Raw genomic sequence first — 25,087 nt, 5'->3', positions numbered from 1 at the left:
TGATACCCTGAGTCAAACCTTTTCAGCCGAGTTATAAATGCCCCGGCCCAACCGCCATACACTCTTCCCCTTCCTCAGCTGGCTCCCGCGTCAAACCCGAGCCACTGTGGGCCGGGACGCGCTGGTCGGCCTCAGCGGCGCCGTGCTCGCGCTGCCCCAATCGATTGCCTACGCGCTGATCGCCGGTCTTCCACCGGAGTACGGTCTGTACGCCGCCATCATCCCGGTGCTGATCGCGTGCCTGTGGGGTTCATCCTGGCACCTGATCTGTGGCCCCACGGCGGCGATTTCCATCGTGCTCTATGCCAGCGTGAGCCCATTGGCCGTGCCGGGGTCGCAGGACTACATCACCTTGATCCTGTTGCTCACCTTTCTCGCCGGCGTATTCCAGTGGCTGCTGGGCATGCTGCGCTTTGGCGCACTGGTGAACTTTGTCTCCCATTCGGTGGTGTTGGGTTTCACCTTGGGCGCCGCCGTGGTGATTGCCCTGGGGCAGTTGCCGAACCTGTTGGGGCTGGATTTGCCGAGCCAGGCCACCGCAATCAATAGCCTGCTGGCGCTGATCCACCATGCTGGCGAGTGGGACCACGCGTCCCTTGTCCTGGGGATCGGGACGTTGCTGGTGGGTGCTTTGCTCAAATACCTCGTGCCTCGCTGGCCAACGCTACTGATCGCACTGACCCTGGGTAGCCTGGCAACGTGGCTATGGCCGTCGATGTTCGGGCATGTGGCGTTGGTCAGTTCGTTTATCGGCAAACTGCCGCCGTTCAGCCCGTTACCGTTGGACCTGGACATGATCCTGCGCCTGCTGCCCAGTGCCGTGGCGGTGGGCATGCTGGGACTGGTGACCAGCCTGTCGATTGCCCGCTCGCTGTCGGCTCGTTCGCAACAGTTGCTCGACGCGAATCAGGAAGTTCGCGCGCAGGGTTTATCCAATATCGTCGGCGGATTTTTCTCCGGCTATCTGTCGGCCGGTTCCTTTACCCGCTCAGGCCTCAGCTACGAGGCAGGCGCCTGCTCGCCGTTGGCCGGGGTGTTTTCCGCGTTATGGGTGGCGCTGTTTGCGTTATTTGGTGCGGCATTGATCGCGCGTATTCCAATTCCGAGCATGGCGGCGAGCATCCTGCTGATTTGCTGGGGCTTGGTGGATCATCGTGCTATTCGCGCGCTGTTTCGCGTCAGCCGTGCAGAGTTTGTGGTGATGAGCCTGACCTGTGTCGCCACGTTATTACTGGAGCTGCAAACGGCGATCTATGCGGGGGTGCTGGCGTCGCTGTTTTTCTATCTCAAACGCACGTCGCAGCCACGGGTTCAACAATGGCGAGACGGTGAAGAAGATATATTGCGAGTCGGCGGCTCGATCTTTTTTGGCGCCAGCCATTACCTGCAAGTGCGCCTGCAAAGTTTGCAGGGCAAGCGGGTGGTGATCGAGGCGCAGCAGATCAACTTTATCGACTATTCCGGGGTAGAGATGCTGCACCAGGAGGCGCGGAGATTGAAGGGGTTGGGGCGTAGCCTGACATTGCGCGGGGCACGGCCGCAGGTGGTTGAAGAGCTGAAGAAACTGGAAGGGGCCGATAACTGCCCCATCCAGTTTGAAGATTGATTACTGCGCCAACTGACGGCGCAGTTCAGCCAACACCGGCGCCGAATCCGGGCGCACACCGCGCCATAGAAAGAACGCTTCAGCGGCCTGTTCAACCAGCATGCCCAGGCCATCCATTGCCACAGCTGCACCTTGCTCAGCCGCCCAACGGCAAAACGCGGTCGGCTCCTTGGCATACATCATGTCGTAGCAAAAGGTCTTGCCCGGTTCTATCAAGCTGCCGGCAATCGGCGGTAAATCGCCTGACAGGCTGGCAGACGTGGCATTGATGATTACGTCCACCGGCTCACGGAGCCAGTCGAAACCACTGGCCGACACCGGGCCCAAGTCGTCGAACAGCTCGGCGAGCAATTCAGCCTTTTCCACAGTGCGATTGGCGATGATCAATGAAGCAGGACGCTCAGCCAGCAACGGTTCCAACGCCCCGCGTACCGCGCCACCGGCACCCAGCAACAGGATGCGTTTGCCTTGCAGGCTCAACCCGGCGTTTACCGTCAGGTCGCGCACCAGGCCCGCGCCGTCGGTGTTATCACCCAGCAGCGTGCCATCGGCCAACTTGCTCAGGGTGTTCACCGCACCGGCGCGTTGAGCGCGCTCGGTGAGGCTATTGGCCAGACGGTAAGCGTCTTCCTTGAACGGTACGGTGACGTTAGCGCCACGGCCTTGCTGGAAAAACTCACGGGCACAACCGGTGAAATCCTCCAAGGGCGCAAGCAAAGTGCTGTAGTCCAATTGTTCGCCGGTCTGCTCGGCGAACATGCGGTGAATCAGCGGCGACTTGCTGTGACCGATGGGGTTGCCGAAGACAACATAACGATCCATCAGACCGCCGCCTTAGGCGCGACAACGCCAAGCCAGTCGCGGTCTTGCAGGAAGTAATCAGTGAGCCGCGCCTCTTCGCTGCCGGCCTCGGCCTTCCAGTCATAGCTCCAGCGCACTTGCGGCGGCAGCGACATCAGGATCGATTCGGTACGCCCGCCCGATTGCAGACCAAACAGGGTGCCACGGTCGTAGACCAGGTTGAATTCAACATAGCGGCCGCGACGGAATTCCTGAAACTGGCGCTGCTGCTCGGTATAGGCCATGGCTTTGCGACGCTGCACGATCGGCAGATAAGCATCGATATAGGCATCGCCGATGGCGCGGATGAAGGCGAAGCAGGTGTCGAAGTCCCACTCGTTCAAGTCATCGAAAAACAGGCCGCCGATACCACGGGGTTCGTTGCGATGCTTGATATGGAAGTAGGTGTCACACCAGGCCTTGTAGCGCGAGTACACGTCCGGGCCAAAAGGTGCGCAGGCCTGCTCGGCCACACGGTGCCAGTGGATGCAGTCTTCTTCGTTGCCGTAATACGGAGTGAGGTCAAAGCCACCACCGAACCACCACACCGGCTCTTCGCCTTCTTTTTCAGCGATGAAAAAACGCACGTTGGCGTGGGACGTCGGCACATGAGGGTTGTGCGGGTGGATCACCAGCGACACGCCGAGGGCTTCAAAGCCACGACCGGCCAGCTCTGGGCGGTGTGCGCTGGCGGATGGTGGCAGGCCGCTGCCGAATACGTGAGAAAAGTTAACGCCGCCTTTTTCGATCACCGAACCGTTTTCGATCACACGGGTGCGACCGCCACCGCCGGCAGGCCGGGTCCAGGCGTCTTCGATAAAGCGAGTGTCCGTCTCAAAGGTTTCCAGGGCGCTGCAAATGCGGTCTTGCAGGTCAAGCAGGTAGGCCTTTACAGCCTCGGTGCGGGTAGTCATGGCATCACCTTGAATCGGGCAAAGCTACGCGAGGCCATTGGGCGTCGGCGGCAAATGGGCGCACAGGATACCACTGCACCCTATGCCGTCGCAGTTGACGAAGATCAAGCTTAGGAGTCCGATAGGGGGCTACGCGAATTCGACCCAAGGAGAAGTGCAGATGGCCAAACGTATCCAGTTCAGCGCCCATGGCGGCCCCGATGTACTTGAATATGTGGACTACACGCCGGCGGAGCCGGGCCCGCAGCAGGTTCGTGTGCGTAACGAGGCCATTGGCCTGAACTTCATCGACACCTATTTCCGCAGCGGCCTATACGCACCACCGGCCTTGCCGTCCGGTCTGGGCGCAGAAGGCGCCGGCGTAGTTGACGCGGTTGGCAGCGAAGTCACCCAATTCAAGGTCGGCGAGCGCGTGGCCTACGGCAGCGGCCCGCTGGGCGCGTACAGCGAACTGCACGTACTGCCCGCCGCTAACCTGGTGCACCTGCCGGACGACATCAGCTTCGAACAAGCCGCCGGTGCCATGCTCAAGGGCCTGACCGTGCAGTACCTGTTGCGCCAGACCTATGAACTGAAGGGCGGCGAGACCATCCTGTTCCACGCTGCGGCCGGTGGCGTGGGCTCCCTGGCCTGCCAATGGGCCAAGGCGCTCGGCGTGAAGTTGATCGGTACCGTGAGTTCGCCAGAGAAAGCCGCTTTGGCCAAATCCCTCGGTGCCTGGGAAACCATCGACTACAGCAAGGAAAACGTCGCACAGCGCGTGCTGGAATTGACCGACGGCAAAAAGGTCCCGGTGGTGTACGACGGTGTCGGCAAGGATACGTGGCTGACTTCCCTGGACAGCGCGGCGCCCCGTGGGTTGGTGGTGAGCTTTGGCAATGCCTCGGGCGCGGTGGATGGGGTGAACTTGGGGATACTCTCGGCCAAGGGCTCGCTGTACGTGACACGACCGACCCTGGCGACCTACGCCAACAACCCAGCGAACTTGCAGGCGATGGCGGATGATCTGTTTTCGATGATCCAGAGCGGCAAGGTGCGCATTGATATCAACCAGCGGTATTCGCTGGCGGACGCGGCGAAGGCACAGACGGAGTTGTCGGGGCGGCGCACCACCGGGTCGACCATCCTGTTGCCGTAAGGCTTAAGAACGCTATCGCCGGCAATAGCACGCAATCCTCTGTAGGAGGTGCCTTGCCGGCGATCAGCCACACCTCAGTATTACGACGGTCGCACCACCTCACCGGTTGCCAGATTGCGAATCAGGCTTGGATTCTTGCGCCCGCCGAGGGCGCCACCCAGTACCAAGTCGACCTGACCACGGAAATACTGCTCCACGCGAATCCGCGAGCGCGCAGCCGGGCGGCCTTGAGGGTTGGCCGACGTGGAAATCAACGGCCCGACCAGCGAACACAAATCCCGCACCAGAGGATGGTCAGTGACCCGAAGCGCGACCGTGTCGTGCACACCGGTCACCCATGCCGGCAGCAAGTCCTGATGGGGCACCAGCCAAGTGTTCGGCCCTGGCCAGGTGCTGGCCATGCGGTCGATCCAGTCTTGGGGGAAATCTTCGAAGAGAAAATCAAACTGACGAATGTTGTCGGCCACCAGGATCAGGCCCTTGTCCACCGAGCGATTCTTGATGGCGAGCAAACGGTCGACTGCTTCTTCATTCCACGGGTCGCAGCCCAAGCCCCATACCGCCTCGGTTGGATAGGCAATCACCGCGCCTGCGCGAATTTCTCGTGCGGTTTCCAACACACGCCACCTGTTGACCATTGCTCATTCTCCGGACTAAAGCTCTGGGCAGTTTACCGATCTTCTTTACAAAACCTAGTTCCAAAAAACCGGCAGCTATAAAAGCTGACCACGCGCCAGCCAGCGACCGCTTTCGCAAATCACCTGGCCTTCAAGCTCCAGCTCCGTGAGGGTCGCCAACACTTGGGACAAAGGCCGACCGCTGGCAATCGCCAGGGCTTCGCTGGTGTGGGGCGCCGCGTGCAGCAACGCCACCAGCGGATGGATCACCGGCATCGGCGCCGGGCGCGACAAGGCCTGCCAGCCCCGCAAGCCTTCGAGGATGTGCTCAATGGTTTCCACCAGCATTGCACCATCGCGGATCAACTGATGACAGCCTTTGGCTCCAGGGTGATGGATGGAGCCCGGGATGGCATACACCTCCCGGCCTTGCTCGGCAGCCAGCTTCGCGGTGATCAGCGAGCCACTGGCCACACTGGCTTCCACCACCAGCACGCCCAGCGACAGACCACTGATGATTCGATTGCGCCGCGGAAAGTTGCTCGCCTGAGGCCCAGCGTCCAGTGGGAACTCGGAAATCACTGCGCTGCCCTGGGCAATCATCGCCTCTGCGAGCCGTCGATGGCGCTGTGGATAAACATTTTCCAGGCCGGTGCCAAGCACGCCGATGGTGTGTCCACCCACATCCAATGCCGCCTGATGCGCCGCGCCATCGATACCCAGTGCGAGGCCACGGGTGATGACAAAACCGGCGCCGGCCAAACTACGGGAAAAAGCGGCAGCGGTGTCCATGCCAGGGCGCGACGCGCGCCGGCTGCCGACCATCGCCAGTTGAGGTTTTTCGAGGATTGAAGGGTTGCCAGCGACGAATAACAGCGGTGGCGCATCGTCGATCTGGGCTAGTAATGCCGGATACTCAGGCTGGTCCCACATCAGCAAATGCTGGGCCGGACGACTCAACCACGCCAATGCCTCACTGGCGCCATCTCGGATTTCGGGACTGCGGCGAGCGTCTGCGCTGATGGGTGGCAAGCCCAGTGCACGCCAGGCACTGGCAGGCGCGCTGATGGCCTTTGAAGCGCTGCCGAACGCTTCGATCAACAACCTAAAACGCTTCGGGCCTACTTCTGGCAGCCTGTGCAAGCGTAGTCGGGCCTCCAGTTCTGAAGGGGAAATTTCACTGCTGTTTATCGGAAACATCTGATCATCCTTGACCGGAAAAAGCTGTGGATAACTCTGTTGGTAACTTATTTAGCAGGCTATTTATTGCGTTTGCGCAGCAGTCTCGAAACGATCCATGACTGCCAACGGGCGTGAGGCGCTGAGAACCAGGCCATAACTGAGTTTTTCGTAGGTGCGGAACACCAGCAGAGTGCCGGCGCGCTCATCGGGTAGCTTCGTGGGAACACCGGTGAGCGGGTCGCGGACGGTGGCGCCGGTTTTAATGACGGTCAGCAGTTGACCCTCCATCAGACCGTCGCGCCGGCCTTTACTCAGGGTGACGGCGTCCAGCACGCCAATCTGGGTGACGCCCCTTGGGATATCGATGATTTTTCCTTCGATGAAAGGCGCTGACTTTACGGGCTCCAGCGCCGTAGGCAATTGCGCGCGGAGCAGGCGGTCGCCAGGGCGTACCTCCTGAGTTACCCGTTGCACAGCGAGGGTGGTGAGGTCGCCCGCCATCACAAAGCGCGCGGTACCGATGTCATCGGCGTTGATACCCAGCAATTCCTGCGTTTTGGGGTCGGCGTAGACCTTGCCTCGGCGAAAGATCCCATAGCTTGGCTGGGCCGGATCCAAGTCGCCTCTGGCGTGCACACGTTCGCCATTGGCCCCCAGCACGCGCCCGCCGTCGGTCGCGACAATGTAAGGCGCATTGTCCAGATCCTGAGGCGTATCAAGAATACGGTTATGCAATAAAAACCGCTGAATGGCCTGTTGCGTCGGTTGATCCAGACGCGAGCCAGGTTGGGGAAGCAGGGCTGCGGCGAACGGGGCCCATAGCAGCAAGACGAGTAGCGATTTCCTCATGGGGTGAATCTCCTTTATTATGTGCGTTCGCGTGAAATGCCAGAGCCTTCGCGGCTTTCGAACCTTTCACACCGGCCGTATGGGTCCATCCCACCGCCGATTTGCCTTTACCTCACATGTGCAGCAATTACGCTTATGGCTATTTTGAACATCCTCGAATTCCCCGACTCGCGCCTGCGCACGATCGCCAAACCGGTGGCCGTAGTGGACGACAAGGTTCGTCAGTTGGTCGATGACATGTTTGAAACAATGTATGAAGCCCCGGGCATTGGCCTCGCCGCCACCCAGGTCAACGTGCATCAGCGCGTCGTGGTCATGGACCTGTCGGAAGACCGTAGCGAGCCGATGGTGTACATCAACCCTGAGTTCGAGCCACTGACCGAAGAGATGGGCGAATATCAGGAAGGCTGCCTGTCGGTGCCGGAGTTCTACGAGAACGTCGAGCGCCCGCTGCGCGTGAAGATCAAAGCCCTGGACCGTGACGGTAAGCCGTTCGAGCTGATTGCCGAAGGCCTGCTGGCAGTGTGCATCCAGCACGAATGCGACCACCTCAACGGCAAACTATTTGTCGATTACCTGTCCACGCTCAAGCGCGACAGGATCAAGAAGAAGCTGGAAAAAAAGCATCGCCAGCAAGCTTGATGCCCTCCTTCCAAAGGCTTGCTGCGGCAAGCCTTTTTCTTTTGTGACTGTTTTTAACCGAGACTTCCCATGACCGAGCCATTGCGCATTGTTTTTGCCGGCACCCCTGAATTCGCCGCCGAACACCTCAAGGCGCTGCTTGCCAGCCCTCACGATGTCATTGCGGTGTATACCCAGCCGGATCGCCCGGCCGGTCGCGGGCAAAAACTGATGCCGAGCCCGGTCAAGCAGTTGGCGCTTGAGCACAACATTCCTGTACTGCAGCCGCCTACCCTGCGCAACGCCGAGGCCCAGGCCGAGCTGGCTGCGCTCAATCCTGACCTACTGGTGGTGGTGGCTTACGGCTTGATCCTGCCGCAAGTGGTGCTGGATATCCCGCGCCTGGGTTGCATCAACAGCCATGCGTCGCTGCTGCCACGCTGGCGCGGTGCGGCGCCGATCCAGCGCGCGGTGGAAGCCGGTGATGCGCAAAGCGGTGTGACCGTGATGCGCATGGAGGCAGGTTTGGACACCGGCCCGATGCTGCTCAAAGTGGTTACGCCGATCACCGCCGAAGACACTGGCGGCAGCCTGCACGACCGCCTGGCCGAAATGGGCCCAACTGCCGTCATCCAAGCCATCGCCGGCCTCGCCGAAGGCACCCTGGAAGGCGAAGTGCAAGACGATAGCCTGGCCACCTACGCCCACAAATTGAACAAAGACGAAGCACGCATCGACTGGAGCCGCCCGGCGGTGGAGCTGGAACGGCTGGTGCGTGCCTTCAACCCGTGGCCGGTCTGCCACAGCACCCTCAACGGCGAAGCCTTGAAAGTGTTGGCTGCCCATTTGGCGGACGGCAAAGGCGCCCCCGGCGAGATAATCGGCGCCAGCAAGGAAGGCCTGTTGGTCGCCTGCGGTGAACAGGCGCTGTGCCTGACGCGTCTGCAATTGCCCGGCGGCAAGGCGCTGAATTTCAGCGACTTGTTCAACAGCCGTCGTGAGAAATTTTCCCTGGGCACTGTACTTGGGGTGGCCGCGCAATGAACCCACGTCTGGCCGCCGCCAAGGCTCTCGCCGCCGTACTCAACGGCAAGGCTTCGCTGAACAGTTCACTGCCCACGCAGTTGGATAAAGTCGAAGACCGTGACCGCGGCTTCACCCAGGACCTGGCCTTTGGCACCGCCCGTTGGCAACCTCGTTTGTCGGCGCTGGCGGCCAAGCTGCTGCAAAAGCCTTTCAAGGCGGCCGATGCTGACGTCGAGGCGCTGCTGCTGGTAGGGCTTTATCAGTTGCTCTACACCCGCGTGCCGGCCCACGCCGCCATCGGTGAAACCGTCGGATGCGCCGACAAGCTGAAAAAACCTTGGGCCAAGGCCCTGCTCAACGCTGTGCTGCGCCGTGCCCAACGCGAAAGCGAGGCGCTGCTGGCGGAGCTGGAACATGACCCGGTAGTGCGTACCGCCCACCCGCGCTGGCTGCAAAAATCCCTCAAGGCGTTCTGGCCCGAGCAGTGGGAAGCCATTTGCGCGGCGAACAATGCGCACCCGCCGATGATCCTGCGGGTCAACCGTCGCCATCACAGCCGTGACGCATACCTGCAATTGCTGACGGCCGCAGGCATCAACGCGACGCCGTGCGTGTACAGCACCGACGGCATCGTGCTGGAGGCCGCCGCCGATGTACGCAGCCTGCCGGGCTTTGCCGAGGGTTGGATCAGTGTGCAGGACGAAGCCGCGCAACTGGCCGCCGACCTGCTCGATCTGGCACCGGGCCAGCGCGTGCTGGACGCTTGTTGTGCACCAGGCGGTAAGACATGTCACATCCTGGAAGTCGAAAAAGGCTTGGCCGGTGTCGTCGCTGTTGACCTGGAAGCCAAGCGCCTCGTGCGTGTAAGGGAAAACCTCGCACGCCTGGGCCTGAGCGCCGAACTGATCGCCGCCGACGGCCGTGACACCGCCGCATGGTGGGACGGCAAACCGTTCCAGCGCATTCTGCTGGACGCGCCTTGCTCCGCGACCGGTGTGATCCGCCGCCACCCGGACATCAAGCTCACACGCCAACCCGACGACATCGCCGCCCTGGCCGCGCTGCAAGGTGAACTGTTGGACGCGATGTGGCCGACCCTCGAAGTCGGCGGCATCCTGCTCTACGCCACCTGCTCGACATTGCCCACCGAAAACACTGAGGTGATCGAAGCCTTCCTCGCTCGCACCAGCGGCGCCCGTGAGCTGGATCTCGCCACGACGGCCGGTATCAAGCAGCCTCACGGTCGCCAACTGCTCGCGCAAGAAGGCGGACACGATGGCTTCTACTACGCCAAACTGATCAAGATCGCCGCCGCGCGTGGCTGAATGGTTATTGAGGGAGTGACCGGATGAAAATCATCATCCTTGGGGCAGGGCAGGTCGGCGGCACACTGGCCGAACATTTGGCCAGTGAAGCCAACGACATTACCGTGGTCGACACCGATAGCGAACGACTGCGCGACTTGGGCGACCGCCTGGATATCCGCACCGTACAAGGTCGTGCATCGTTTCCTACGGTGCTGCGTCAGGCCGGGGCCGACGATGCCGACATGCTCGTGGCCGTGACCAACAGCGACGAAACCAATATGGTCGCCTGCCAAGTCGCCCATACCCTGTTCCACACCCCGACCAAGATCGCCCGGGTCCGCGAAGCCGCCTATCTGACCCGCGCCGGCCTGTTCGATAACGACGCCATTCCTGTAGATGTGCTCATCAGTCCTGAGCAAGTGGTGACCCACTACATCAAGCGCCTGATCGAAATCCCGGGCGCTTTGCAGGTGATCGACTTCGCCGGTGGCAAAGCCCAATTGGTCGCAGTGAAGGCCTATTACGGCGGTCCACTGGTCGGCCAACAACTGCGCCAACTGCGTGAACACATGCCCAATGTGGAAACCCGCGTAGCGGCGATTTTTCGGCGTGACCGGCCGATCCTGCCGCAGGGCGATACAGTGATCGAAGCCGACGACGAGGTGTTTTTCATCGCGGCCAAAGCGAATATTCGCGCCGTCATGAGCGAAATGCGCCGGCTCGACGAGAACTACAAGCGCATCGTTATCGCCGGTGGCGGCCAGATCGGCGAACGGCTGGCCGAGGCCATCGAGAGTCGCTACCAAGTGAAGATCATCGAGATGAATCCGGCGCGCTGCCGGCATTTGTCCGACACCCTCGACAGCACCGTCGTCCTGCAAGGCAGCGCCTCGGACCGCGACCTGTTGATGGAAGAGAACATCGCCGACGCCGACATCTTCCTGGCCCTGACCAACGATGACGAAGCCAACATCATGTCGTCGCTGCTGGCCAAGCGGCTGGGGGCGAAGAAGGTGATGACGATCATCAACAACCCGGCCTATGTCGACCTGATCCAGGGCGGCGATATCGACATCGCCATCAGCCCGCAACTGGCGACCATCGGCACCTTGCTGGCCCACGTACGCCGTGGCGATATCGTCAGCGTGCACTCCCTGCGGCGCGGCGCGGCGGAAGCCATTGAGGCGATCGCCCATGGGGATTCGAAGTCGAGCAAAGTGATCGGCAAAGCCATCCGCGATATAGGCCTGCCGCCGGGCACAACCATTGGCGCGATCATTCGTGACGAAGAGGTGATCATTGCCCACGACGATACGATGATCGCCACGGGTGACCACGTGATCCTGTTCCTGGTGGATAAAAAACATATCCGCGATGTGGAGAAGTTGTTCCACGTGGGATTGAGCTTTTTCTGATCAACCGGAGTGACCGACATGCTCGAATCCCTGGAAAAAATGCTCGCCAAGGGTGTGGATAATTCGCTGCTGCGCTTCGGCTTGGGCAAGGGTTATCTGGATTTGAAGGACAACGCCAAAGCGGCGGAGCATTTGCAGAAATGCGTCGAGTTCGATCCGAAGTATTCGGCGGCGTGGAAGTTGTTGGGCAAGGCACAGTTAGGCCAGGGTGATAACTCCGCAGCGCGACAGGCGTGGGAGAAGGGCGTTGAAGCGGCCCAGGCCCATGGCGACAAGCAGGCCGAAAAAGAGATGACGGTGTTCCTGAAGAAACTCGACCGCCAAAGCTAAGCAGATCGAAAATGTGGGAGGGGCAAGTCGAATCGTCGCACCGCCCCTCCCACATTTGGTTTTGTATTGTCTTTGGGTCAATACCACCGCTCTTCACCCGGCGGGCGTTTCTTGAAGCGCTTCATGCTCCACATGTACTGGCTCGGGTAGGCGCCGACATAACGCTCAACGACCTTGCTCATCGCGGCGCAAGACGTGGCGGTGTCGGTGCTGTACATGTCTTCCGGCGCAGCTTCCAGGATCACTTTGTAGCCCGAACCATCCGGCAGTCGCAGGGCATGCAGGAATACACCGACCGCCTTATGGCCCGCGAGCATATTCGGCACGAACTTGCTGGTGAGCGCCTGGGTTGCAAAGAATGGCACGAAGATCCCCGCCGATTCCGCCGGCTCCGGGTCAGCGGGAATACCCACTTGGCCACCTTTACGCACTTCCTTGATCACACTGAGGATGCCTTCCTTAGTGGAAGCCGCCACACGGTTGCCCAACTGCACGCGCTGCTTGCGCAGCAACTCATCCACTGCCTTGAGCTTGGGCGGGCGGTAAAAAATGATCGGTTTGCACTGGTTGCAGTAAAAGTGGTTCAACACTTCCCAGTTGCCCAGGTGGCTGGTGATGCCGACTACGCCTTTGCCCGAGGCCAGAGCTTCGTGCAGCACTTCCAGGCCTTCGACTTCACGCACCAGGTCGATGGAACGCTGGGCCGGCCAGATCCAGGCGCAGGCGCTTTCAGTCAGGGACTTGCCGATGTCCATCAGGCTTTGGCCGACCAGGCGCTCCCGGGCGGCGGGGTCCATGTCCGGAAAGCATTTTGAGAGGTTGATCCGCACCGTTTCGCGGGATCGGTTGGGGGTTTTCCACATGATCCAGCCGATGGCCGAACCCACGGCTTGCACTGCGCGCCATGGCAGCAGGGCAAACAACCGAAGAGCGCCTACCAGCAAGGCGCCTTTAAACTTTTCCACAGGTCACTCCTGATCGTGTGTGGTGCGCAAAGCGCGCATTCTAACCGGCGTTGACCAAGTCCGCGTAACGGTCGCAGTCCTGAGTGTGGTCCATGACCATGCCAGAGGCCTGCATGAACGCGTAACAGATGGTCGGGCCAACAAAGGTGAAACCGGCTTTCTTGAGTGCTTTGCTCATGGCTTCAGCCTCCGGCGTAATCGCCGGCACTTCGCTGCGGTCCTTGAAATGGTTGACCTTGGGAACCCCGCCGACAAACGACCAGAGCAACCCCACCGGGTCCTCCAGCGCCAGCCAAGCCGCAGCGTTGCGCCGGGTGGCGTTGAGCTTGAGGCGGTTGCGCACGATACCTGGGTCGAGCATCAGCGCTTCGATCTCGTCATCGCTCAATTGCGCCAACCGCTTCGGATCAAAACCGAACAAGACCTTTCGATAATGCTCGCGTTTGCGTAAAACGGTGATCCAGGAAAGGCCCGCCTGGAACCCTTCGAGTAAAAGCAACTCGAACAAACCCTGCGCATCGCGTAGCGGCGTTCCCCACTCCTGATCGTGATAAGCCATGTACAGCGGATCTTCAGAACACCAAAAGCAGCGTGGCATAAGGCTCCAGGGGATGGTGGCGCGGCCGAATCGGGTATACTCCCGCTCTTTAAATCGCAGCCCAAGTAACAGGTGAATTTCGTGAGCCAGCCTACGCCAGCCGTGCGTACCTTCCAAGACTTGATCCTCGCCCTCCAGCAATACTGGGCCGAGCAAGGTTGTGTGGTACTTCAGCCCTACGATATGGAAGTAGGCGCCGGCACTTTCCACACCGCTACCTTCCTGCGGGCCATTGGCCCGGAAACCTGGAACGCCGCTTATGTGCAGCCCAGTCGTCGCCCGACTGACGGCCGCTACGGCGAAAACCCGAACCGTCTGCAGCACTACTACCAGTTCCAGGTGGTATTGAAGCCGAACCCGGACAATTTCCAGGAACTGTACCTGGGCTCGCTCAAGCATGTTGGCCTGGATCCGCTGGTCCACGATATCCGCTTTGTCGAAGACAACTGGGAGTCGCCGACCCTGGGCGCCTGGGGCTTGGGCTGGGAAGTCTGGCTCAACGGCATGGAAGTGACGCAGTTCACTTACTTCCAGCAAGCCGGTGGCATCGAGTGCTACCCGGTGACCGGCGAAATCACCTACGGCCTTGAGCGCCTGGCCATGTACCTGCAAGGCGTGGACTCGGTCTACGACCTGGTGTGGGCTGACGGCCCGTTCGGCAAAGTGACCTACGGCGATGTGTTCCACCAGAACGAAGTGGAGCAATCCACCTACAACTTCGAACACGCCAACGTCGAGAAGCTGTTCGAACTGTTCGACTTCTACGAAAGCGAAGCCAAGCGTCTGATCGAACTCGATCAGCCGCTGCCGCTGCCAAGCTATGAAATGGTGTTGAAGGCGTCCCATACCTTCAACCTGCTGGACGCCCGCCGTGCCATCTCGGTAACCGCGCGCCAGCAATACATCCTGCGTGTACGCACCCTGGCGCGTTCCGTCGCCCAAGCCTACCTGCTGGCTCGCGCCAAGCTGGGCTTCCCGATGGCAACCCCGGACCTGCGTGATGAAGTGTTGGCTAAGCTGGAGGCTGCACAATGAGTGCTCAAGATTTCCTGGTTGAACTGGGCACCGAAGAGCTGCCACCGAAGGCACTCAACACCCTGGCCGATGCGTTCCTGGCCGGGATCGAAAAAGGCCTGCAAAGCGCTGGCCTGAAGTTTGAAGCCAAGAAAGTCTACGCCGCGCCACGTCGCCTGGCCGTGTTGCTGACCGCGCTGGAAACCCAGCAACCGGACCGCAGCATTAACCTCGACGGCCCGCCGCGCCAGGCGGCTTTCGACGCTGAAGGCAATCCGACCCAGGCTGCCCTTGGTTTTGCCAAGAAGTGTGGCGTGGAACTGAGTGAGATCGACCAGAGTGGTCCGAAACTGCGTTTCAGCCAGGTCATCACCGGTAAGCCGACTGCCAGCCTGCTGCCGACCATCGTTGAAGACTCCCTGAACGACCTGCCGATCCCCAAGCGCATGCGCTGGGGTGCACGTAAAGAAGAATTCGTCCGCCCAACCCAATGGCTGGTGATGCTGCTCGGTGACCAGGTCATTGACTGCACCATCCTCGCCCAGAAGGCCGGCCGAGATTCCCGCGGTCACCGCTTCCACCATCCAGAAGCCGTACGCATCACCTCGCCGGCGAACTATGCCGCCGATCTGCGTGCAGCCTATGTGCTGGCCGACGCCAACGAGCGTCGCGAGCTGATCAGCAAGCGCACCGAAGAACTGGCCCGCCTGCAGGAAGGCACCGCCATCGTGCCGCCAAGCCTGCTCGACGAAGTGACCGCGCTGGTTGAATGGCCTGTGCCGCTGGTGTGCTCGTTCGAAGAGCGCTTCCTCGATGTGCCGCAAGAAGCACTGATCACCACCATGCAGGACAACCAGAAGTACTTCTGCCTGCTGGACGTGGACGGTAAGTTGCTGCCGCGCTTTATCACCGTAGCCAACATTGAAAGCAAAGACCCGCAGCAGATCATCGCCGGTAACGAGAAAGTCGTTCGCCCGCGACTGACTGACGCTGAGTTCTTCTTCAAGCAAGACAAGAAGCAGAAGCTCGAAGACTTCAACCTGCGCCTGCAAAACGTGGTGTTCCAGGAAAAACTCGGTAGCGTCTACGACAAGGCTGTGCGTGTTTCCAAACTCGCTGCCTACATCGCACCACGCATCGGCGGCGATGCGGCCTCGGCCGCCCGCGCTGGTTTGCTGTCCAAGTGCGACCTGGCGACCGAGATGGTCGGCGAATTCCCAGAGATGCAAGGTGTTGCCGGCTACTACTACGCCCTCAACGATGGCGAGGCCGAAGACGTCGCCCTGGCGCTGAACGAGCAGTACATGCCACGCGGTGCTGGTGCAGAACTGCCAACTACCTTGACCGGTGCGGCCGTGGCCATCGCCGACAAGCTGGATACCCTGGTGGGCATCTTCGGTATCGGCATGCTGCCTACCGGTAGCAAAGACCCGTACGCCCTGCGCCGTGCGGCATTGGGCGTGCTGCGTATCCTGATCGACAAGAAGCTCGACCTGGACCTGACACAGGCCATCGTGTTCGCGGTGGGTCAGTTCGGTACCAAGGTCAAGCAAGCGGGTCTGGCCGAGCAAGTGCTGGAGTTCGTGTTCGACCGCCTGCGTGCGCGTTACGAAGACGAAGGCGTGGACGTTTCCGTCTACCTGTCGGTTCGCGCCCTGCAGCCGGGTTCGGCGCTGGACTTCGATCAGCGCGTACAAGCCGTACAGGCCTTCCGTAAGTTGCCGGAAGCCGATGCCCTGGCCGCTGTGAACAAGCGTGTGTCGAACCTGCTAAGCAAGGCCGAAGGCCTGGGCAATGGCGACGTCGACCCTGGCCTGTTTGCCGATGCCAAAGAGTTCTCGCTGAATTCGGCCATCGCCAAGGCAGAAAACGCCGTCAAGCCGCTGATCGCCGAGCGTAATTACGCCGAAGCGCTGGCGCGCCTGGCCACCCTGCGTGAGCCGGTGGATGCGTTCTTCGAAGCCGTGATGATCAATGCCGAAGATGCCGGCGTGCGGAAAAACCGTTACGCCATGCTGGCGCGTCTGCGCGGCTTGTTCGTCAACATCGCTGACATTTCGACATTGAGCTGACCATGTTGAAACTGCTGATTCTCGATCGGGACGGGGTGATCAACTACGACTCCGACGCTTACATCAAGTCGGTGGCGGAATGGATTCCACTGCCCGGTTCGATCGAGGCCATCGCGCAGTTGAGCAAAGCCGGCTGGACGGTGGCCATCGCCACCAACCAGTCCGGCATTGCCCGTGGCTATTACGACATCGCTACCCTGGACGCCATGCACGCGCGCTTGCGCACGCTGGTGGCGGAGCAGGGCGGTGAGGTGGGGCTGGTGGTTTACTGCCCTCACGGGCCGGATGAGGGCTGCGATTGCCGCAAACCCAAACCTGGCATGTTGAAAACCATTGCAGAACATTACAAGGTGCCCTTGGCTGGGATATGGTTCGTCGGGGACAGCCTCGGTGACCTGGAGGCGGCCAAAGCCGTCGACTCTCAGCCAGTTTTGGTAAAGACCGGGAAAGGCGAAAAGACCCAGGCGAAAAACCTGCCGGTAGGCACCTTGATTTTTGACGATCTGGCGGCGGTTGCCGCAGAACTTATCAACAACTAGCCGCCCTCGACTTCCTGACCAAGGACTGTTCGGGAGTGCGCTTTTAACAGGCGGGCCCTGTCCCGCAACGGTAAATGCCGCCATGTCGATTTTGCAGGCCATCAGAACCTTTTTCTTTTACCTGCTGCTGGGCACCAGTTCGTTTCTCTGGTGCACCCTGAGCTTTTTTATTGCGCCGTTCCTGCCGTTCAAGGCGCGCTATCGCTTTATCAACGTCTATTGGTGCCGCTGCGCGTTGTGGCTGACCAAGGTGTTCCTGAACATTCGTTTCGAGGTCAAGGGCGCGGAAAACGTACCGGACCAGCCGTGCGTGATTTTGTCGAATCACCAGAGCACCTGGGAGACCTTCTTTCTCTCGGCTTACTTCTCGCCATTGAGCCAAGTGCTCAAGCGTGAACTGCTGTACGTGCCGTTCTTCGGCTGGGCCATGGCCATGTTGCGCCCGATTGCTATCGACCGTGACAACCCCAAGGCAGCGCTCAAGCATGTCGCCAAGAAGGGCGATGAGCTGCTCAAAGACGGCGTGTGGGTGCTGATCTTTCCGGAAGGAACACGAGTCCCCTTCGGGACCGTAGGCAAGTTCTCCCGTGGCGGTACAGCATTGGCGGTCAACGCCAACCTGCCGGTGTTGCCGATTGCACATAACGCCGGCAGGTTCTGGCCGAAGACCGGTTGGGCAAAACGCGAGGGCACCATCACGGTGGTGATTGGCGAGCCAATGTACGCAGAAGGCGAAGGCCCACGCGCTATTGCAGCGCTGAATGAGCGCGCCCAGGCGTGGAATGAGGCACAGCAGCGGGCCATGGGTTCTCTACCGCCAGAGCCAGTTGTTGTGGATACGCCGGTGATATGAGGATCTGTGGATAACCTGTGTACGGTTTGTTGGCGAATCAGCTTTTTTGAGTCATAAGAAGCTGATTTACTTACATATTTCCAGAGCCGATAAAATCTCGAAAAACGTGCATAAGTTTTTTCCGCATAAAAAAACCGGTCCTTGTGACCGGTTTTTTATGCACAGCAGAAAAGGACGTTTTAACAGTCTTCCAGCAAGGGCAATTGCAGTCTGAATGTGGTGCCTTTGCCTAGGGTGCTTTCACATTCGATACGTCCTCCATGGCGCTCCACGACTGCCTTGACCATGGTGAGCCCTAGCCCCAACCCTTCGCTGCCGTGGGCTGAATCAAAGCGTTTGTACTGGCTGAACAGCTCCGGTAAATCCTTGGAGGCTATCCCGGGGCCCTGGTCGCTGATAAGGCATTCCAACCAACCTTGTTCGCTGCTGTGTCTCAACCGGACGGTGGTGCCGGATGGCGAGTACTTGATCGCGTTCTCCAGCACATTGAATAACGCGCGAGTGAGTAGGGACTGATCGGCTGACACCATCCCTTCATCCGCCTCTTCAAGATCGTGGACCAGGTGAATACCTTTGAGCTGGGCGATCAGTGCTACCTGGTCAAAAGCATCCATTACCAGCATGGCAAACAGCGTCGGTTGGAAGTGGTAACCATCGGCCTCCGCTTTCGCCAACTGGACGAAGGATTCGGTCAGGCTCAAGGCTCGGCGTACTTGCTGCTCAATCTGAGAAAATACTGGCGACTCGGCGTTGTGCACGTCGAGCAGCGCGAGGATCGCCGAGTGCGGTGCACGCAGATCATGGGAAAGGAAACGCAGCATGGTTTCCCGGTGCTGCTGGGCCTCGCGCTCTTTGCTCAGGTCTGTGAGGCTTAGCAACCAACCCAGCGCTACATCCCCTTCGGCAGGTAGTAAAGGAGCAAGCTCCATGCGCAGGCTGCGTTGGTGAATATCACGGAACTCAACAAGCTCCAACGCAGAAAGGGCAGGACGCACGCCGTTGTGCAGGGGTGGATAACCCAGATCAACCAATTGGTCCAATAGGTTTTGGTTGACCAGATCGCTGCCGAACACGTCGCGGGCAATGCGATTGGCCAGCAGGATATTGCCTTGTGTGTCTGTGATCAGCGTCGCCACCGGCAGGCACTCCAGCCCATCGGCCATAAAGCGTCGTGTGTCCCTTGTACGGCTTACCGCTTGCTCTAGGGCAAAGATGCGCCCCTGCAACACATCACCTTTGCTGGCAGGCGCACGTCGGCGCTCGGGCAGAACTTTGGGTTCGTCATCCAATCGGGCCAACTCCCAGCCAAAGTACGCCAGGATCACGCTGAGACGTCGCCAGTTCCAGATCAGGTAGCTGAGCAGCAATCCGATCAGGCAGGCCGCAGGCGACCACCAGTAGCCGATACGCAATAGGGCAAATGAGCCGAGCAAAGCCGTGAACATACAACCAAGGGTCATCCACAGTGCAAAGCGTGGGCGGTAGAGCAGCAGCCCCAGTAGTGCCGCCACCAGGGATGTTGCCATCAGGGCTGCCACCCAGTCGGGCAAGTCCACAATGCTGCGACCTTGCAGCAATCCATTGAGCACGTTGGCCTGAATCTCCACGCCCGCCGTGGTTCCCACCATGGGTGAGAGCGGCGTGACATAGCGATCGCCCATTCCCGATGCTGGCGCTCCTACCAGAATCAGGCGATTGCGCAGGCGCTCGGGGGAGACTTCTCCACGTAATACGCTGACATAAGACACGCTTGGAAAATGGCTGTCGGGGGCGATATACGGGATGCGAACTGCATACTCTCGATGCCAATCCTGGGAATTCGAATCCACAGGCTCACCTGGCATCTCTGAAGGCTGGCCGCTCATCGTGAACGCCAACCACGCCAACTGAGGTGCCGTCGCATTGGGTGGGCCCTCACGTAAATAAAGGCTGCGCACCACGCCATCGCTGTCAGCCTCCACGTTGATATGCCCAACCCCCTTGGCACATTTGAGCAGCGGCCGCATTTGTACTCTGGGTGGGCTATAACTGGCAGAGTCGTCACGCCCCAAGGGCAACAGTACGTTGCCGGCGTTGCACACCGCATCTGCCAAACGTTTTTCTTGGAGGGGATCGGCGGGATCGCTGAAGATTACATCCAACAGAATGCTGGCGGGTTGTGCAGCGCTCAGACGATCGATCAGGTCGGCGTGCAAACTAGGGGGCCAAGGCCACTGGCCGAGCTTCTTCAGGCTGGAGTCATCGATAGTAACCAGCAAGATACGCGGATCCACCGGCAGCGGTGTTAGACGGCGAAGGCTGTCATACAGCGGGTTGTTCAAAGCCAGGCCAGTACTCATTGAGAGGTAGGCTGTGATCGGCAACAACAGCAAACCGATCCACAACCACTCACGAACCAGACCGTGGAACAGCCGTTGGGCATGGGTGGGTTGACGTTTTTCGGCCTTGCCCCAGAGCATCATTGATCAGCGTGTCCCTGTTGTTGGCATGCGGTAGAAGGTGGCATAGCGCCCAGTGAAGCTCATTTTTGACGCGGTGGAAAAGTTTTACTGCTTGGGACTCGTAAAGGTGCGAATTCCAAAGGGCATCCACTATCAGGGCACAGGAGTTTACGACAGCGCACGCGTCGGCTGATCCTTTTCCTTAAGGCTTGGAGCCGGTATCTTTCCCACGTAGGTACCGAGGACTTTAACTGGGTTAATCACTTATTGATCCCAGCGTACCGAGAGATCCAAGGGGCCGACGAATCTGCGCACAATTCTTCAGATTCGACGACCGGCATCTGTGCAGTACGTGCCTTCACTACGGCTGCAGTACTCTTCGAGAAGAAAGGACCCACCCATGCGTGTCGCAATACTGGATGACGAACCCGCTGAATTGAGACGGGTGGAACAGACACTGCGACAAATCCCCAGCACCGCCGAACAGCCCTGGACCCTTCATTGCTTCGAGCGTGGCGAAGACCTGCTGCGCCAATTGCGTCGGGAAACCTTTGACCTGCTGATACTCGACTGGCAACTGCCCGATATCACTGGCATCGCATTGCTGCGCTGGACCCGTGAACACATGGAGTCCCCACCCGCCGTGATCATGCTCACTAGCCGCGATGCTGAAAGCGATATCGTCACCGCGTTGAACAGTGGCGCCGATGATTACGTCAGCAAACCCTTTCGCCCCAATGAACTGAAGGCTCGGGTGACCGCCGTTCTACGTCGCCATGGCCTGCAGAAGCCGGCGACCCAGGAAGTACAGAGCTTCAATGATCTGACCTTTGACGATGCCGAATTGACCGTCACTCGTGCGGGAAAACCGATCAACCTCACCGAGCGGGAATACCGCTTGGCGAGCTGCTTGTTCGCCAACCTGGCCCGGCCACTGTCCCGCGAGTACCTCTATGAGCGGTTCTGGACCCATGAAGAAATGGTGTCATCGAGACCCTTGGATACGCATATCTATCGGTTGCGTAACAAGCTGGGGCTTACTGCTGACAGGGGTTGGCAGCTGTTGACGATCTATGGGTATGGGTACCGTTTGGAGAGTGTGGCGACAGCTTCCCATGGGTGAAAACGGTGATGTTCCACGTGGAGCATTTTAGAAAAACTGATTTTCACGTAATAAAAAAGGCCAACGCATAGCGTTGGCCTTTTTTCTGTGGGTCTCGCCTGGATCAGAAATCCAGGTTAGACACTGCCAGAGCATTACTCTCGATGAAGTCACGGCGAGGCTCGACCGCATCCCCCATCAGGGTGTTGAAGATCTGGTCTGCCCCAATGGCGTCTTCGATGGTCACGCGCAGCATGCGACGCTGAGCAGGGTCCATGGTGGTTTCCCACAATTGATCAGGGTTCATCTCACCCAAACCTTTGTATCGCTGGATGGTGTGGCGCTTGGTGCTTTCTGCCATCAACCAGTCCAGGGCCTCTTTGAACTCCTTGACTGCTTTCTTACGCTCGCCACGCTGAATGTAGGCGCCGTCGTCCAGCAGGGTGCTGAGTTGCGCGCCCAAGGTGACCACAGTTTTGTAGTCATTGCTGCCGAAGAAGTCGCGGTTGAAGGTGACGTAGTTCGACAGACCATGGGAGATCAGTTCGACCTCTGGCAGCCATACGTTACGTTCACGGTCTTCACGCAGACTGGCTTTGTACACCAGGCCAGATTTCTCCACAGTGCGCAGACGTACTTCGTACTGGGCCAGCCACTCCTGCATCGCTGCATGATCGCCCAACTGCTCCAGGCTCACGGCCGGCAGATAGATGAAGTGTTCGGTCAGTTCCTGTGGGTATAGGCGCGACAGCCGCTTGAGGGTCTTCATCACCATGCGGAAATCGTTAACCAGACGCTCCAACGCCTCACCGGAAATACCCGGTGCTTCGTCGTTCAAGTGCAGGCTCGCATCTTCCAGGGCCGACTGCGTCATGTACTCTTCCATGGCGTCGTCGTCTTTGATGTATTGCTCTTGCTTACCCTTTTTCACTTTGTACAAAGGTGGCTGGGCGATGTAGATGTAGCCACGCTCGATCAGCTCCGGCAACTGACGGAAGAAGAAAGTCAGCAGCAGAGTACGGATGTGAGAGCCGTCGACGTCAGCATCGGTCATGATGATGATGTTGTGATAGCGCAGCTTATCGATGTTGTACTCGTCGCGACCGATACCGCAGCCCAACGCCGTGATCAAGGTGCCAACTTCCTGGGAGGAAATCATCTTGTCGAAGCGAGCTTTCTCTACGTTAAGGATCTTACCCTTCAACGGCAGGATAGCCTGGGTGCGACGGTTACGACCCTGCTTGGCGGAACCGCCAGCAGAGTCACCTTCCACCAAGTACAGTTCGGAGAGGGCAGGGTCTTTTTCCTGGCAGTCAGCCAGTTTGCCCGGCAAGCCGGCGATATCCAACGCGCCTTTACGACGGGTCATCTCGCGAGCCTTACGCGCGGCTTCCCGGGCACGCGCAGCATCGATCATCTTACCGACGACCAGCTTGGCTTCGTTCGGATTCTCCAGCAGGAAGTCCGAGAAGTATTTACCCATTTCCTGTTCAACGGCTGTCTTCACTTCGGAAGACACCAGCTTGTCTTTAGTCTGGGAACTAAACTTAGGATCCGGCACTTTCACCGAGATAATCGCGGTCAAACCTTCACGCGCATCGTCACCGGTGGTAGCAACTTTATGCTTCTTCGCCAGGCCTTCGGCTTCGATGTAGGTGTTCAGGTTACGCGTCAGCGCGGAACGGAAACCCACCAAGTGAGTGCCGCCATCGCGCTGGGGAATGTTGTTGGTGAAGCACAACAGGTTCTCGTTGAAGCTGTCGTTCCACTGCAGGGCGATTTCCACGCCGATGCCGTCATCGCGCTGGATGTTGAAGTGAAACACCTGGTTGACCGCAGTCTTGTTGGTGTTCAGGTATTCAACGAATGCACGCAGACCACCTTCGTACTTGAACAGCTCTTCCTTGCCGCTGCGCTCGTCCTTAAGGACGATACCCACACCGGAGTTGAGGAAGGAGAGTTCGCGAATACGCTTGGCCAGAATGTCCCAGCTGAAGTGGATATTCTTGAATGTTTCATCGGACGGCTTGAAATGAATCTGAGTACCGGTGGTTTCACTGTCGCCAACGATTTTCATCGGCTCCTGTGGAACACCGTGGACGTAGGTCTGTTCCCAGATCTTTCCGCTACGGCGAACGGTCAGGATCAGCTCTTCGGACAGAGCATTCACTACCGATACACCCACACCGTGCAAACCGCCAGATACTTTATAGGAGTTATCGTCGAACTTACCGCCGGCGTGGAGCACGGTCATGATGACCTCTGCTGCCGAAACACCTTCTTCTTTGTGCACATCTACCGGAATGCCACGACCGTTGTCGCGCACGGTGATGGATTCGTCCGGGTGGATGATGATGCTGATGTCGTCGCAGTGACCGGCCAAAGCTTCGTCGATGGAGTTGTCGACCACCTCGAACACCATGTGGTGCAGACCGCTACCGTCATCAGTGTCGCCAATGTACATACCGGGACGTTTGCGTACGGCATCCAAACCTTTCAGCACTTTAATGCTGGTCGAGTCGTACGTGTTTTCTTCGCTCATGCCTTCACTCCCGATGGTCGTGGGTCTGGGTGATACGGCCTTGTTCCACGTGGAACAAAGCGACTGGCGTTTCCGTCTGCCAGCCTTCCCTCAATAATTCGTGGTCTACACAGGTGATAAAAACCTGGCAGCGTAATTCTTCCAACAAGCGGCATAACGCACGGCGATGTTGCTCGTCGAGTTCAGACGGCAAGTCATCCACCAGATAAATACACTGACCACGTCGGGCTTGGCTAACCAGATGACCCTGGGCGATACGCAGTGCACACACCACCAACTTCTGCTGGCCACGGGACAAGATGTCCGCAGCATTGTGTGCGCCTAATCTAAGACGCAAATCAGCCCGTTGGGGTCCGGCCTGGGTATGGCCAATTTGCTGATCCCGTTGCAGGGAAGTCGCGAGCACTGCACTCAGCTCACGCTCTTTATCCCAACCACGGTAGTAACTCAGCGTCAGCCCCTCGAGATCCAACAACTCACTCAAGGTCTGCTCAAAGACTGGTTTCAAGGCTTTGATATAGGCGCGGCGGTATTCATCTATTTCATCGCTGGCCAGGCACAATTCCCGGTCCCAGGCCGCTTGCGAAGCGGCGTCAAGTGTACCATGCCGCAGCCACGAGTTCCGCTGCCGCAGGGCCTTCTGCAGGCGCTGCCATGTGGCCATGAATCGTGGTTCCACGTGGAACACTCCCCAGTCGAGGAACTGCCTGCGGATTTTCGGCGCACCTTCCAGTAATCGGAAGCTGTCAGGGTTGATCAGTTGCAACGGCAGGATCTCTGCCAGTTGCGCAGCACTGCGAGCATTTTGCCCGTCGATGCGAATCTGGAACTCACCGCCGCGATCACGAGAAATCCCCAGGCTGCTGTGGCCTCCTTCTGCCAGTTCGACTTGGCCAAAGACCGTGCAGGCCAGTTGTTCGTACTGAATCACCGGCAACAAGCGGGCACTGCGAAAGGAACGGGCAAGCCCTAGCAGGTGGATGGCTTCCAGCACGCTGGTTTTGCCACTACCGTTGGCGCCGTGGAGGATGTTGATGCGGGGGGAGGGGGAGAAGGTCACCGGATGCAAATTGCGCACCGCGGTGACCGAGACGCGACTAAGGGACATCTAGCTTC

General features: G+C 59.2%; 22 protein-coding genes. 12 read left to right on the top strand and 10 right to left on the bottom strand.

From position 1 onward, the window contains the following. Nucleotides 1–37 precede the first annotated feature (37 nt). Complete coding sequence (locus CKW32_RS14790) at nucleotides 38–1,606, top strand: SulP family inorganic anion transporter (RefSeq protein WP_095185277.1); 1,569 nt, start codon at nucleotides 38–40, stop codon at nucleotides 1,604–1,606. On the opposite strand, the gene aroE is transcribed toward CKW32_RS14790, so the two are convergent. Together aroE and hemF are read right to left on the bottom strand one after the other, a co-directional pair. Beyond that, the gene (aroE, locus tag CKW32_RS14785; protein ID WP_032885125.1) at nucleotides 1,607–2,428 is read right to left on the bottom strand and encodes a shikimate dehydrogenase; all 822 of its coding nucleotides are present in this window, start codon (nucleotides 2,426–2,428) and stop codon (nucleotides 1,607–1,609) included. Beyond that, a complete protein-coding gene (gene hemF, locus CKW32_RS14780; RefSeq protein ID WP_032885127.1) occupies nucleotides 2,428–3,360 on the bottom strand; it encodes an oxygen-dependent coproporphyrinogen oxidase in 933 nt (310 codons plus the stop codon). The genes aroE and hemF overlap by 1 nt, the downstream gene beginning before the upstream one ends. A 160-nt stretch (nucleotides 3,361–3,520) precedes the next feature. On the opposite strand from hemF, the gene CKW32_RS14775 reads away from it, so the two are divergent. Continuing rightward, nucleotides 3,521–4,498 (top strand): quinone oxidoreductase, encoded by a 978-nt coding sequence (locus CKW32_RS14775; protein ID WP_095185276.1) that lies wholly within the window; start codon nucleotides 3,521–3,523, stop codon nucleotides 4,496–4,498. A gap of 80 nt (nucleotides 4,499–4,578) precedes the next feature. On the opposite strand, the gene CKW32_RS14770 is transcribed toward CKW32_RS14775, so the two are convergent. The 3 genes from CKW32_RS14770 to CKW32_RS14760 form a co-directional block, all read right to left on the bottom strand. Further along, nucleotides 4,579–5,136, bottom strand: a complete 558-nt coding sequence (locus CKW32_RS14770) for an L-threonylcarbamoyladenylate synthase (RefSeq protein WP_032885130.1) — start codon at nucleotides 5,134–5,136, stop codon at nucleotides 4,579–4,581. A gap of 75 nt (nucleotides 5,137–5,211) precedes the next feature. Beyond that, on the bottom strand, nucleotides 5,212–6,315 hold the full coding sequence (dprA, locus tag CKW32_RS14765; protein WP_095185275.1) for a DNA-processing protein DprA: 1,104 nt from the start codon (nucleotides 6,313–6,315) through the stop codon (nucleotides 5,212–5,214). A gap of 63 nt (nucleotides 6,316–6,378) precedes the next feature. Beyond that, entirely contained in the window at nucleotides 6,379–7,146 is a 768-nt protein-coding gene (locus CKW32_RS14760; protein WP_095185274.1) for a peptidoglycan-binding protein, read from the bottom strand. A 135-nt stretch (nucleotides 7,147–7,281) separates the two neighbouring features. On the opposite strand from CKW32_RS14760, the gene def reads away from it, so the two are divergent. The 5 genes from def to CKW32_RS14735 all read left to right on the top strand — a co-directional run bounded on the left by def (nucleotide 7,282) and on the right by CKW32_RS14735 (nucleotide 11,845). Next, nucleotides 7,282–7,788 (top strand): peptide deformylase, encoded by a 507-nt coding sequence (gene def / locus CKW32_RS14755; protein WP_032885135.1) that lies wholly within the window; start codon nucleotides 7,282–7,284, stop codon nucleotides 7,786–7,788. Nucleotides 7,789–7,857: 69 nt separating this feature from the next. Continuing rightward, nucleotides 7,858–8,811 (top strand): methionyl-tRNA formyltransferase, encoded by a 954-nt coding sequence (gene fmt / locus CKW32_RS14750; protein WP_095185273.1) that lies wholly within the window; start codon nucleotides 7,858–7,860, stop codon nucleotides 8,809–8,811. Then, entirely contained in the window at nucleotides 8,808–10,118 is a 1,311-nt protein-coding gene (gene rsmB / locus CKW32_RS14745) for a 16S rRNA (cytosine(967)-C(5))-methyltransferase RsmB (RefSeq protein ID WP_032885139.1), read from the top strand. The genes fmt and rsmB overlap by 4 nt, the downstream gene beginning before the upstream one ends. Nucleotides 10,119–10,141: 23 nt before the next feature. Further along, nucleotides 10,142–11,515 (top strand): Trk system potassium transporter TrkA, encoded by a 1,374-nt coding sequence (gene trkA, locus CKW32_RS14740; protein ID WP_032885140.1) that lies wholly within the window; start codon nucleotides 10,142–10,144, stop codon nucleotides 11,513–11,515. Nucleotides 11,516–11,533: 18 nt separating this feature from the next. Continuing rightward, entirely contained in the window at nucleotides 11,534–11,845 is a 312-nt protein-coding gene (locus tag CKW32_RS14735; RefSeq protein ID WP_032885141.1) for a lipopolysaccharide assembly protein LapB, read from the top strand. A 77-nt stretch (nucleotides 11,846–11,922) separates the two neighbouring features. On the opposite strand, the gene CKW32_RS14730 is transcribed toward CKW32_RS14735, so the two are convergent. After that, nucleotides 11,923–12,810, bottom strand: a complete 888-nt coding sequence (locus CKW32_RS14730; RefSeq protein ID WP_032885142.1) for a lysophospholipid acyltransferase — start codon at nucleotides 12,808–12,810, stop codon at nucleotides 11,923–11,925. A 40-nt stretch (nucleotides 12,811–12,850) separates the two neighbouring features. Further along, the gene (locus CKW32_RS14725; RefSeq protein WP_095185272.1) at nucleotides 12,851–13,408 is read right to left on the bottom strand and encodes a DNA-3-methyladenine glycosylase I; all 558 of its coding nucleotides are present in this window, start codon (nucleotides 13,406–13,408) and stop codon (nucleotides 12,851–12,853) included. 81 nt (nucleotides 13,409–13,489) lie between these two features. Here CKW32_RS14725 and glyQ point away from each other — a divergent pair, with 81 nt between their 5' ends. The 4 genes from glyQ (at nucleotide 13,490) to CKW32_RS14705 (ending at nucleotide 17,886) form a co-directional block, all read left to right on the top strand. Then, a complete protein-coding gene (gene glyQ / locus CKW32_RS14720; protein WP_003213601.1) occupies nucleotides 13,490–14,443 on the top strand; it encodes a glycine--tRNA ligase subunit alpha in 954 nt (317 codons plus the stop codon). Further along, the gene (gene glyS, locus CKW32_RS14715; protein ID WP_095185271.1) at nucleotides 14,440–16,494 is read left to right on the top strand and encodes a glycine--tRNA ligase subunit beta; all 2,055 of its coding nucleotides are present in this window, start codon (nucleotides 14,440–14,442) and stop codon (nucleotides 16,492–16,494) included. Before glyQ ends, glyS begins: the two co-directional genes overlap by 4 nt. 2 nt (nucleotides 16,495–16,496) lie before the next feature. Continuing rightward, nucleotides 16,497–17,033, top strand: coding sequence for a D-glycero-beta-D-manno-heptose 1,7-bisphosphate 7-phosphatase (gene gmhB / locus CKW32_RS14710; RefSeq protein WP_012721458.1), 537 nt, complete (start codon nucleotides 16,497–16,499; stop codon nucleotides 17,031–17,033). An 82-nt stretch (nucleotides 17,034–17,115) separates the two neighbouring features. After that, entirely contained in the window at nucleotides 17,116–17,886 is a 771-nt protein-coding gene (locus CKW32_RS14705) for a 1-acyl-sn-glycerol-3-phosphate acyltransferase (RefSeq protein WP_095185270.1), read from the top strand. Between the two features lie 179 nt (nucleotides 17,887–18,065). On the opposite strand, the gene CKW32_RS14700 is transcribed toward CKW32_RS14705, so the two are convergent. Further along, a complete protein-coding gene (locus CKW32_RS14700) occupies nucleotides 18,066–20,348 on the bottom strand; it encodes a CHASE2 domain-containing protein (RefSeq protein WP_095185269.1) in 2,283 nt (760 codons plus the stop codon). Between the two features lie 379 nt (nucleotides 20,349–20,727). Between CKW32_RS14700 and CKW32_RS14695 the strand changes: the two genes are divergently transcribed. Continuing rightward, nucleotides 20,728–21,450, top strand: coding sequence for a response regulator transcription factor (locus CKW32_RS14695; protein WP_032885147.1), 723 nt, complete (start codon nucleotides 20,728–20,730; stop codon nucleotides 21,448–21,450). A gap of 103 nt (nucleotides 21,451–21,553) precedes the next feature. On the opposite strand, the gene gyrB is transcribed toward CKW32_RS14695, so the two are convergent. Beyond that, complete coding sequence (gene gyrB / locus CKW32_RS14690) at nucleotides 21,554–23,971, bottom strand: DNA topoisomerase (ATP-hydrolyzing) subunit B (RefSeq protein WP_032885149.1); 2,418 nt, start codon at nucleotides 23,969–23,971, stop codon at nucleotides 21,554–21,556. Between the two features lie 4 nt (nucleotides 23,972–23,975). Beyond that, on the bottom strand, nucleotides 23,976–25,079 hold the full coding sequence (recF, locus tag CKW32_RS14685) for a DNA replication/repair protein RecF (protein ID WP_012721452.1): 1,104 nt from the start codon (nucleotides 25,077–25,079) through the stop codon (nucleotides 23,976–23,978). Nucleotides 25,080–25,087: the final 8 nt, after the last annotated feature.

This window comes from Pseudomonas sp. Irchel 3H9 (genome assembly GCF_900187495.1).
GTDB lineage: Bacteria > Pseudomonadota > Gammaproteobacteria > Pseudomonadales > Pseudomonadaceae > Aquipseudomonas > Aquipseudomonas sivasensis.
The sequence above is the reverse complement of the archived record's forward strand: the minus strand, read 5'-3'. Positions and strand labels throughout refer to the sequence as shown.